The 10,717-nt window shown below is 36.0% G+C and carries 9 protein-coding genes; 7 read left to right on the forward strand and 2 right to left on the reverse strand.

Annotation, left to right across the window (positions count from 1 at the left end; genetic code table 11):
- Nucleotides 1–148: 148 nt before the first annotated feature.
- Nucleotides 149–1,627, reverse strand: coding sequence for a ketol-acid reductoisomerase (gene ilvC / locus Q0K76_RS12530; RefSeq protein WP_294616012.1), 1,479 nt, complete (start codon nt 1,625–1,627; stop codon nt 149–151).
- Between the two features lie 174 nt (nt 1,628–1,801).
- Here ilvC and Q0K76_RS12535 point away from each other — a divergent pair, with 174 nt between their 5' ends.
- From Q0K76_RS12535 to ruvC, 7 genes are all read left to right on the forward strand, one after another.
- Complete coding sequence (locus Q0K76_RS12535) at nt 1,802–2,038, forward strand: DUF997 family protein (RefSeq protein WP_294616013.1); 237 nt, start codon at nt 1,802–1,804, stop codon at nt 2,036–2,038.
- 6 nt (nt 2,039–2,044) lie between these two features.
- Nucleotides 2,045–3,496 (forward strand): sodium/pantothenate symporter, encoded by a 1,452-nt coding sequence (panF, locus tag Q0K76_RS12540; protein WP_294616014.1) that lies wholly within the window; start codon nt 2,045–2,047, stop codon nt 3,494–3,496.
- Nucleotides 3,471–4,337: a 50S ribosomal protein L11 methyltransferase gene (prmA, locus tag Q0K76_RS12545; RefSeq protein WP_294616015.1), complete on the forward strand. Its 867-nt coding sequence runs from the start codon at nt 3,471–3,473 to the stop codon at nt 4,335–4,337. The genes panF and prmA overlap by 26 nt, the downstream gene beginning before the upstream one ends.
- A 36-nt stretch (nt 4,338–4,373) precedes the next feature.
- On the forward strand, nt 4,374–5,372 hold the full coding sequence (dusB, locus tag Q0K76_RS12550) for a tRNA dihydrouridine synthase DusB (protein WP_294616019.1): 999 nt from the start codon (nt 4,374–4,376) through the stop codon (nt 5,370–5,372).
- A 16-nt stretch (nt 5,373–5,388) separates the two neighbouring features.
- The gene (fis, locus tag Q0K76_RS12555; RefSeq protein WP_034883623.1) at nt 5,389–5,685 is read left to right on the forward strand and encodes a DNA-binding transcriptional regulator Fis; all 297 of its coding nucleotides are present in this window, start codon (nt 5,389–5,391) and stop codon (nt 5,683–5,685) included.
- 312 nt (nt 5,686–5,997) lie between these two features.
- On the forward strand, nt 5,998–6,741 hold the full coding sequence (locus tag Q0K76_RS12560) for a YebC/PmpR family DNA-binding transcriptional regulator (protein WP_294616016.1): 744 nt from the start codon (nt 5,998–6,000) through the stop codon (nt 6,739–6,741).
- Complete coding sequence (ruvC, locus tag Q0K76_RS12565; RefSeq protein WP_294616017.1) at nt 6,741–7,229, forward strand: crossover junction endodeoxyribonuclease RuvC; 489 nt, start codon at nt 6,741–6,743, stop codon at nt 7,227–7,229. The genes Q0K76_RS12560 and ruvC overlap by 1 nt, the downstream gene beginning before the upstream one ends.
- Nucleotides 7,230–7,499: 270 nt before the next feature.
- On the opposite strand, the gene Q0K76_RS12570 is transcribed toward ruvC, so the two are convergent.
- The gene (locus tag Q0K76_RS12570) at nt 7,500–10,706 is read right to left on the reverse strand and encodes an efflux RND transporter permease subunit (RefSeq protein WP_294616018.1); all 3,207 of its coding nucleotides are present in this window, start codon (nt 10,704–10,706) and stop codon (nt 7,500–7,502) included.
- Nucleotides 10,707–10,717 lie beyond the last annotated feature (11 nt).

The following is a 10,717-nucleotide window of genomic DNA, read 5'->3' on the forward strand; positions in this document are numbered from 1 at the left end:
CCTTTTACTGACTGGATTCGCACTTAGATGTTGAATGTAGGTAAATTTTTATACTTAAACGTATAGTATTCCTGAAACATTTTTACAAAAATCTTAAATAAAAAAAAGGTGCTGCTAAGCACCTTTTTATTTGGCAATAAATTAGTTATTAGCTGGCAACATTAATACGTTTCATATCAGTCATATAACTTCGTAATTTACGTCCAATTTGTTCAATTGGGTGATGACGGATTTCGTCATTAACATCACGTAACTGTGCGTTATCAACACTACCTTCAGGAATAGCTTTACCAAGATCCCCTGGTTGTAACATTGGCATAAATTTCTCTCTTAACAATGGTACCGCTGCATTAGCAAATAAATAGTTCCCATATTCAGCAGTATCAGAGATAACCACATTCATTTCATATAAGCGTTTTCGGGCAATCGTATTAGCAATAAGTGGTAATTCATGTAATGATTCATAATAAGCTGATTCAGGTAAAATGCCTGATTCAAGCATCGTTTCGAAAGCCAGCTCTACCCCTGCTTTAACCATTGCTATCATTACAACACCTTGATCGAAGTATGCTTGTTCATCAATTTTTCCTTGATACTCTGCTGCTTTTTCAAATGCCGTTTCACCGGTTTCTTTACGCCACTTTAATAGATTAACATCATCATTAGCCCAATCTTTCATCATAGTTGAAGAGAATTCACCAGAAATAATATCATCCATATGTTTACGATAAAGATCGGTCATGATCACTTTTAATTCTTTCGCTAAAGCATTAGCTCTTAATTTAGCAGGATTAGATAAACGATCCATCATTAATGTAATACCACCTTGTTTTAGCGCCTCGGTTATCGTTTCCCAACCAAATTGTAGTAATTTACAAGCATACGCTGGATCAACCCCATCTGCTACAAGTTTGTCAAAACACAATAACGAACCTGTTTGTAACATACCACAAAGAATAGTTTGTTCACCCATTAAATCTGATTTAACTTCAGCAACAAATGATGATTGTAATACCCCAGCACGATGACCACCCGTTGCTGCGGCCCATGCTTTTGCGATCGCTAATCCTTCACCTTTAGGATCGTTTTTTGGATGAACGGCAATAAGAGTTGGCACACCAAAACCACGTTTATATTCTTCACGTACTTCAGTACCTGGGCACTTAGGGGCAACCATTACAACGGTGATATCAGAACGAATTTTTTCACCAACTTCAACAATATTAAAACCATGAGAATAACCTAATGCAGCACCTTTTTTCATTAATGGCTGAATAGCTTGAACAACAGCTGAATGCTGCTTATCTGGAGTTAAGTTAATCACTAAATCTGCTGTGGGAATAAGTTCTTCATAAGTACCCACTTTAAAACCATTTTCGGTTGCTTTTTTCCATGAAGCACGTTTTTCAGCAATCGCTTCTTTACGTAATGTATAGGCAATATCCAATCCAGAATCACGCATATTAAGGCCTTGGTTAAGACCTTGAGCTCCACAACCAACAATAACAATCTTTTTACCTTTCAAAAAATTAGCTTCTGAAGCAAATTCGTCACGAGCCATAAAACGGCACTTACCAAGTTGATCTAACTTTTCACGTAAATTTAGGGTATTAAAATAGTTCGACATTTTTCTCTCCATGATTTGAGTTATGCAAAATTAATTTGTGATACACTATATAATAATTTTATTATTGCCAAAATTGATATATTTACAATATTATATTGCATAAATTGCAATAACCTTGCTAAGTTTGGTGCTTTCTTTTACTCTAAGTCACCATTAATTTCCTACTTACTCATCATGAATATACGTTATAAGCAAGCTAGCAAAGAAGCCAAACTTTCATTATTGCTTACTATTATCTACTTGATTGCGTGGATATTTACCGCTTATTTTGGCAGTGATGAAAAAGGACTATTAGGACTCCCATTATGGTTTGAACTGTCTTGTATTTTAGTTCCTTTCGTTTTTATCATATTATGTTGGATTGTGGTAAGAGTTCAATTCAAAAATATTCCGTTAGAACAAACTAAGTGATTAAATATGCATTTCGATATTATTTTACCGCTTGTTATTTACTTAATTTTTGTCTTCGCCCTATCCATTTATGCTTATGCAAAACGCAAGAAGGTAAATCAATTTACTGACTATTTTATTGGTAACCGAACCATGGGCGGTTTTCTACTTGCAATGACACTAGCAGCAACTTATATTAGTGCTAGTTCGTTTATAGGTGGCCCTGGCGCCGCCTATAAATATGGACTCGGTTGGGTTTTACTATCCATGATTCAGGTACCGACGGTATTACTTTCACTTGGTATTTTAGGTAAAAAATTCGCTATTTTAGCCCGCAAATACAATGCAATAACATTAAGTGACATGCTGTATGCGCAATATAAAAGCCGAACGATAGTTTGGTGTGCCAGTATTACTCTTGTTGTGGCTTTTGTCGGTGCTATGACGGTTCAATTTGTTGGTGGCGCGCGTTTACTTGAAGCTTCAGTTGGTATTCCTTATGATGTTGGCCTATTAATTTTTGGTATAGGTACCGTTATCTATACTGCTTTTGGAGGATTTCGAGCCAGCATATTAAATGATGCCTTTCAAGGGTTAGTAATGATTATTGGGGCAATTTTACTATTAACTGCAATTATTTATGCTGGTGGTGGCATTACTTCAATTATTGATCATTTAAGAGAAATTAATCCTGCTTTATTGACTCCACAAGGTCCTGATAATTTTATGGACTTCCCATTTATGACTTCGTTTTGGGTACTTGTCTGCTTTGGTGTGGTTGGATTACCTCATACAGCAGTACGATGCATGGCCTATAAAGATAGTAAAGCAGTACATCAAGGTATTATTATTGGCACCATCGTTGTAACGATAATTATGTTAACTATGCATCTATCAGGCGCACTAGGACGGGTTATCGTCAGTGATTTAACCATACCCGATCAAGTTGTGCCAACATTAATTATTAAGGTATTACCCCCACTAGCTGCGGGTATTTTCTTAGCTGCGCCACTTGCAGCGATCATGTCAACTATCAATGCACAACTGTTACAAGTATCCTCGGTCGTTATTAAAGATCTATTCTTAAGTATTAAACCTAATACTAACTATAGCGATAAAACCTTAACTCGAATTTCGATTACCATTACCTTTATTTTTGGTGGATTACTTATTTTAGCTGCATGGAATCCACCAGATATGATTATTTGGTTGAATCTACTCGCATTTGGTGGACTAGAAGCAGTATTTTTATGGCCGTTAGTATTGGGATTATATTGGCAGAAGGCCAACGCTACTGGTGCACTTTGTTCAATGTTTGCTGGTGCGATCAGTTATATCTTACTTGCCGCTAATAATATTAAATTATTTTCATTTCATCCAATTGTCCCTTCTTTAGTTTTCGGACTTGTTATTTTTATTATTGCCAATATGTTTGGTAAAACAGGAAAAAATTATGCCTTGGATTCAACTCAGAATTAATACCACTAACGATCTTGCTGAACAAATTAGTGAACAACTGGAAGACTCGGGTGCTGTGTCGGTCACCTTTCAAGACACTTATGACACACCCGTTTTTGAACCATTACCAGGTGAAACAAAATTATGGGGAAACACTGATGTTATTGGTCTTTATGATGCTGAGACGGATATTAATCAATTGAAAGCGATGCTCAATCTAGAACAATATTCGTATAAAATTGAACAACTAGAAGACAAAGATTGGGAACGTGAGTGGATGGATAATTTTCATCCCATGCAGTTTGGTAAGCGACTTTGGATTTGTCCGAGTTGGCGAGAGGTGCCAGATCCTAATGCCGTTAATGTCATGTTAGATCCCGGATTAGCCTTTGGCACAGGTACTCATCCAACAACCGCTTTATGTTTAACTTGGCTTGATAGTTTAGATCTAAATAACAAGTTGGTAATTGATTATGGTTGTGGTTCAGGGATTTTAGCAATTGCTGCATTAAAGCTTGGTGCAAAACAAGTCATTGGAATTGATATCGATCCACAAGCAATACAAGCTAGTCGCGATAATGCGGAACGTAATAATGTTGGTGAAAAATTAACGCTTTATCTAGCTAAAGACTTACCGGATAATTTACAAGCTGATGTGCTGGTTGCCAATATTTTAGCTGGACCATTAAAAGAACTTGAACCAAATATAAATAAATTATTAAAATCAAAAGGATACATAGGATTGTCGGGTATTTTAGCTTCACAAGCCGCTGCGGTTTGTAACGCATATCAACCCCATTTTGAGCTTGATGCGGTTATTGAAAACGAAGAATGGTGCCGTATTACAGGCAAAAAAAAGTAAAAAATTGACATGACCCCCTTTAAAGTTCAAGAAAAAATGCGTAATATAGCCGGCCTTAATTTGCTAAGTATTGGTGAGGTAAAATTAAAAAACAATTTAATTGCCGCGCCAATGGCGGGAATTAGCGATAAGCCATTTCGTGACTTATGTTATCGATTTGGTGCCGGAATGGCTGTTTCCGAAATGTTCTTAGCCAATTCAGATGTTTGGCATACAAATAAGTCATCGTTACGAATGGTCGCAACTGATGATTTAGGCATTCGAGCAGTGCAAATCGTTGGTTCTGATCCTGATGAGATGGCCAAAGCTGCCGAGTTTAATGTTAAACATGGAGCGCAACTTATTGATATCAATATGGGGTGCCCGGCAAAAAAAATCAACAAAAAATTGGCTGGATCTGCACTGATGCAGTATCCAGAACTAATTAAAACAATTTTACAAAAAGTTGTCGGTGCAGTTGATGTGCCGGTAACATTAAAAATGCGGACTGGATGGGATAAAAATAATAGAAATTGCGTAGAAATCGCACAAATTGCTCAGGATTCAGGTATAAAGGCGATTACTATTCATGGGCGAACTCGTGCCTGCTTATTCAAAGGTATAGCAGAATATCAGTCAATCAAAACAGTTAAAGAGAATATCAGTATTCCGGTAATTGCTAATGGCGATATTTGTACTCCAGAACAGGCAAAAGATGTTTTTCAATATACTCAAGCTGATGCTATAATGATCGGCCGAGCGGCACAAGGGCGACCTTGGATATTTGAAGAAATAGCATTCTATTTAACACATGGAAAGTTACAAAAAGAGAAGACTATTGATGAAGTAGAGCAAATAGTATTATTGCATCTTGATGCACTTTATCAATTGTACGGAGAATACAAAGGATTACGGATTGCCAGAAAGCATGTAAATTGGTATACCAAGAATTATGCTGATAGTGATCAATTCAGGCGCTTATTTAGTGTACTTAGCAATACAAGTGAGCAAGTAAAAACACTAATAGCATTTTTTAGTCAAATTAGAAACAAATAAAAGAGTTAAAAATACTATGTCAGAACAACGCGTTACAGCTGCAGCACTTAAATTTACAACTGTAAACTCTCAAGACCAAATAACACAAAAACCTTTGCGAGATTCAGTAAAGCAAGCTTTAAAAAACTATCTATCACAATTAAACGGTGAAGATCCTACTGATCTATACGAACTAGTGTTAGCTGAAGTTGAACACCCCTTCCTTGATATGGTTATGCAATATACACGTGGCAATCAAACTCGAGCTGCAAATATGCTTGGCATTAATCGTGGCACTTTGCGCAAAAAATTAAAACAATATGGAATGAGTTAATCAACTGTAATTAACATTCTGTTTTTATATTAAAAAAACACCGTATAAGATATGGTGTTTTTTCTTTTTCAATAACCTCAAACGCTTCTTTTTATCTTAAAAATAACTTATATATCAAAAAATAATTATTATGTCTTTTCATTTTAACTACATGTTCACATTATAATTAGGTTTTGCTTTCATTAAGGCAAGTTCGTTATATATAAAAATGATACTAATAATATAAAACTTATCATAATATTGATAATGAATTTTTAGTAAAAGTTTGCTAAAATACTACGATTTTAAATTATTTTTTTCTGGAGAATTTTTATGGCAGGTCATAGTAAATGGGCCAATACCAAACACCGTAAAGCAGCGCAAGATGCAAAACGCGGTAAAATTTTTACTAAAATTATTCGTGAGTTAGTAACTGCCGCGAAAATAGGTGGTGGCGATCCAGCGTCAAATCCTCGCTTACGTGCAGCAATGGATAAAGCGTTATCGAATAATATGACTCGTGACACGATGAACAGAGCTATTGCTCGCGGTGTCGGCGGTGAAGATGATAGTAATATGGAAACAATCATCTATGAAGGTTACGGTCCATCAGGAACAGCTGTCATGGTTGAATGTTTAAGTGATAATCGTAATCGTACAGTATCAGAAGTTCGCCATGCCTTTACTAAAACGGGTGGAAACCTCGGTACTGACGGTTCAGTTTCTTATCTTTTTACCAAAAAAGGAGTTATTTCCTACCCAATTGGCACCGATGAAGATAAAGTAATGGATGCCGCACTCGAAGCTGGTGCTGATGATGTAGTTACTTACGATGATGGTGCTATCGATGTATTTACCACGCCTGAATCATTCGGTGAAATAAAAGATGCCCTTGATGCAGCTGGTTTAGTTGCTGAAGCTGCTGAAGTGTCAATGATTCCAGCAACTAAAGTTGATCTTGATATTGAATCTGCACCCAAATTATTACGTTTGATTGATATGCTTGAAGATTGTGATGATGTGCAGGAAGTTTATCATAATGGTGAAGTTTCAGACGAAGTTGCAGCTACACTTTAATGACCATTATTCTTGGTATTGATCCAGGTTCTCGCTTGACGGGTTACGGTGTAATTCGTCAAACCGGTCGACAATTAACCTACCTTGGTAGTGGATGTATCCGCACTGCCGTTGATGATTTACCCACTCGCCTAAAACGTATCTATGCAGGTGTGAGTGAGATTATTCTACAATTTCAACCTAATATGTTTGCTATTGAACAAGTCTTTATGGCTCGTAATGCAGATTCTGCATTAAAATTGGGGCAAGCTAGGGGCGCTGCTATCGTTGCGGCGGTTAATAACAATCTACCTGTTTTTGAATATGCTGCACGCTTGGTAAAGCAAAGCGTTGTTGGTACTGGCGCTGCGGATAAGAAACAAATACAACATATGGTAAAGTTATTATTAAAATTGCCGGCAAGTCCGCAAGCTGATGCAGCAGACGCTTTAGCAATAGCCATTACTCATACTCATATAAATCAGCAATACATTAAAACTCTCAAATAAAACCATTACTTTTATTTTTAACATTGTGTGAAAATAAAATTCTAGTTTGATCCACAAATTATTTGTTACCTTGTTAATTTGCAAATAAACTTTACTACTTTAAATAAGTATCAAACTTATTCAACATTTAATTAAGATAATCTGATATTGTAATATTTCTTTTATTTGCTATTTTTCAGTACAAGAGTTGAACAACTTTTTTTCGTAAAAAAACGCTGAAGGAAATCAGCGTTTTTTATGTTTGACTATATTAACTTAATAATAAAGTGACTAATTTTTTGATAAATATTTTTCACTCGGTAAAACGACTTTATTTTTATGTTTAGTAAACATTTTTGTGATAAATAAGAAGAACAATGGAACATAGAATATTGCTAAAAATGTGGCTGTTAACATTCCTCCAATTACCCCTGTGCCTACCGCATTTTGGCTTGCTGAACCTGCTCCACTATTTAATGCTAACGGTAGTACCCCAAGAATAAAGGCAAATGAAGTCATTAAAATCGGACGTAAACGCAGACGACAAGCTTCAAGTGTGGCATCAATTAATGATTTACCCTCTTTCTCTATGGCATCTTTAGCAAATTCTACAATTAATATCGCATTTTTTGCAGATAACCCCATAGTAGTTAACAGACCAACAATAAAGTAAATATCGTTATCAAGCCCTCTAAACATGGTTGCTATAACAGTACCCAGTATGCCGAGAGGAATAACAAATAATATGGAAATAGGTACTGTCCAACTTTCGTATAATGCAGCTAATGATAAGAACACCACAATTATTGAAATTATGTAAAGTGTAGTGGTTTGTGAACCAGTTTGACGTTCTTGGTAAGAAATGTCGGTCCAGTCAAAAGTGAAACCTTTTGGTAAGTTCTGTGATAGCTCTTCCATTACCGCCATTGCTTGACCTGAACTTAATCCTGGTGCAGCTAAACCGCTGATTCCCATGGCTGCAACACCATCATAACGAACAAGTGAAGGTGAACCATAACTTTTTGAAGTCGTGGCAAAGGCATCATATGGTACCATTTGACCATTCTTATTTTTAACATGCCAGAAACTAAAATCATCTGGCAACATACGATAAGGAGCATCTGATTGTAAATAGACCTTTTTTACCCGACTATTATAAACAAAATCATCGATATAAGCTGAACCTAATGCTGTTGACAATACAGTATTAACACTGCCTACAGAAACACCAAGTGCTTGGGCTGTTTCAAAATCAACATTTATTTTATATTGAGGTACATCAAGCATACTAGCTGGGCGAACTTGTTGTAACTCTGGATGATGTGATGCTGCACCAAATATTTGGAAAAAAGCTCCCACTAAAGCCTCATGACCTTGACCTGAGCTATCTTTTAACATATAAGAAAAGCCATTTGCCATACCTAATGAAGGTACAGCAGGAACATTTAAAGCAAATATTCGCGCTTCAGTTAAGGTTAATAAATATCTCATACCTCGACCAACTAACGCCTTAACTTTTTGATTTGCTTGCTTTCGTTCACCCCAATCTTTTAATCGAACAAAACCAAGCCCCATATTCTGACCTCGACCTACCATGCTAAAACCGGCGACAGTATATATCTCTTTAACTGAGTCTTTTTCTTGCTCCATATAATAATTAGACGCTTTAGTTAAAACATCCATTGTTTGTTCTAATGTAGCACCTGGTGGTAATTCAGCCATGATAATGAGCACCCCCTGATCTTCATCAGGTAAGAATCCAGTAGGAAGCCGATTAAATCCAAATATCAATCCGATTACTATTATTATGTAACCAACGAATGTAATTAATGGATAGCGAATAACTTTTATTACACCTTTTTGATATGCATGTAAACTTTTATCATAAGCGCGATTGAACAAATTGAAGAACTTTTTAGTGCCTTTCGAACACCAACTGAATGGAGGAATGGTTTCTAATTTTTCAGCAAATGAAGTTTTCTTAATTTTACTTTTAGACGGCGCTTTTAAGATTTGAGCACAAAGGGCCGGAGTTAACACAATTGCCATAATAACAGACAAAGACATTGCTGTTACAATAGTAATTGAGAATTGGCGATAAATCCCACCAGCAGCACCACCATAAAACGCCATTGGTACAAATACAGCCGAAAGTACTACCGCAATCCCGACTAAAGCTGAAGTTATTTGTTCCATCGACTTAACGGTAGCTTGATAAGGAGACAGTCCCTCATCATGCATAATACGTTCAACGTTTTCAATAACAACGATCGCATCATCCACCAAAAGACCAATCGCTAAGACCATAGCAAACATTGATAAGGTATTAATTGTAAATCCGCAAATATATAAAATTGCAAACGTTCCTAACAATACAACCGGTACAGTGATTGTTGGTATAAGCGTTGAACGAAGGTTTTGTAAAAAAACATACATTACTATTACAACCAAAATGATTGCTTCAACCAATGTATGAATAACATTACTAATCGAAAGTTTAACAAACGGTGTAGTATCATAAGGGTAAGCATATTGAATATCTTCAGGGAAGATTTTAGATAATTCTTCTATTTTTTTATCTACTTGATCTGAAGTATTTAATTGGTTAGCGCCAGTAGCTAAATAAATTGCAAGACCAGCTGCAGCTTTACCATTATAACGAGAAATAAAATTGTAATCAGAAGCACCTATTTCTACTTTCGCTATATCTTTTAATAAGATATTAGAACCATCAGTATTTACTCGCACTAAAATATTTTGGAACTGCTCTGGTGTTTTTAAGCGAGACTGGGCAGTAATAGTTGCATTGAGTTCTTGACCATCTGTTGATGGTAAAGCACCTAGTTGTCCGGCTGTTACTTGAGCATTTTGTGCTTGAATAGCTGCTGTAATTTCTTCAATGGACAAGTTAAAATAAGTTAATTTATTAGGATCAAGCCATATACGCATTGCATATTCTGAACCGAATAAAGTGGTATCACCCACACCTTGAACACGGCGAATAGGATCTTGTACAGTTGAATAAACAAAGTCAGCAATGTCAGACTGTGTTTTTTGTGGATTTGTCGAGTAAAAACCAATAACTTTAAGAAAGTTAGTGTTATTTTTCGCAACAGAAACACCATTTTTTTGGACACTTTCAGGTAAACGAGATTTTATACTTTCTACTTTATTTAATACTTGTACTTGTGCAAAGTCAGGGTTTGTACCTGGAGCAAATGTTAGCGTTGTTTGTACTACACCTTGCGCACTACTGGTTGATTTCATATAAATTAAATTATCAAGACCAGTAAGATTTTGCTCAATTAACTGTGTTACCGTATTTTCAATTGTTTGCGCATCTGCCCCAGGGTAAGTAGCTGTTACAGTAACCGCAGGTGGCGCAATATCAGGATACTGTTCAACAGCTAAAAGCTTTATACATAAAGCTCCGCCCAGCATCATCATGATAGCGATTACCCATGCAAAAACAGGTCTATCAATAAAAAACTTAGCCATAATTAAATCTA

It is taken from the genome of uncultured Gilliamella sp. (genome assembly GCA_945271295.1).
Classification (GTDB): Bacteria; Pseudomonadota; Gammaproteobacteria; order Enterobacterales; family Orbaceae; genus Gilliamella.

Coding starts and splice junctions, on each gene's coding strand:
- ruvC (WP_294616017.1), top strand. CDS start 6,741: ATGACCATTATTCTTGGTATTGATCCAGGTTCTCGCTTGACGGGTTAC.
- Q0K76_RS12535 (WP_294616013.1), top strand. CDS start 1,802: ATGAATATACGTTATAAGCAAGCTAGCAAAGAAGCCAAACTTTCATTA.
- dusB (WP_294616019.1), top strand. CDS start 4,374: ATGCGTAATATAGCCGGCCTTAATTTGCTAAGTATTGGTGAGGTAAAA.
- fis (WP_034883623.1), top strand. CDS start 5,389: ATGTCAGAACAACGCGTTACAGCTGCAGCACTTAAATTTACAACTGTA.
- ilvC (WP_294616012.1), bottom strand. CDS start 1,627: ATGTCGAACTATTTTAATACCCTAAATTTACGTGAAAAGTTAGATCAA.
- prmA (WP_294616015.1), top strand. CDS start 3,471: ATGCCTTGGATTCAACTCAGAATTAATACCACTAACGATCTTGCTGAA.
- panF (WP_294616014.1), top strand. CDS start 2,045: ATGCATTTCGATATTATTTTACCGCTTGTTATTTACTTAATTTTTGTC.
- Q0K76_RS12570 (WP_294616018.1), bottom strand. CDS start 10,706: ATGGCTAAGTTTTTTATTGATAGACCTGTTTTTGCATGGGTAATCGCT.
- Q0K76_RS12560 (WP_294616016.1), top strand. CDS start 5,998: ATGGCAGGTCATAGTAAATGGGCCAATACCAAACACCGTAAAGCAGCG.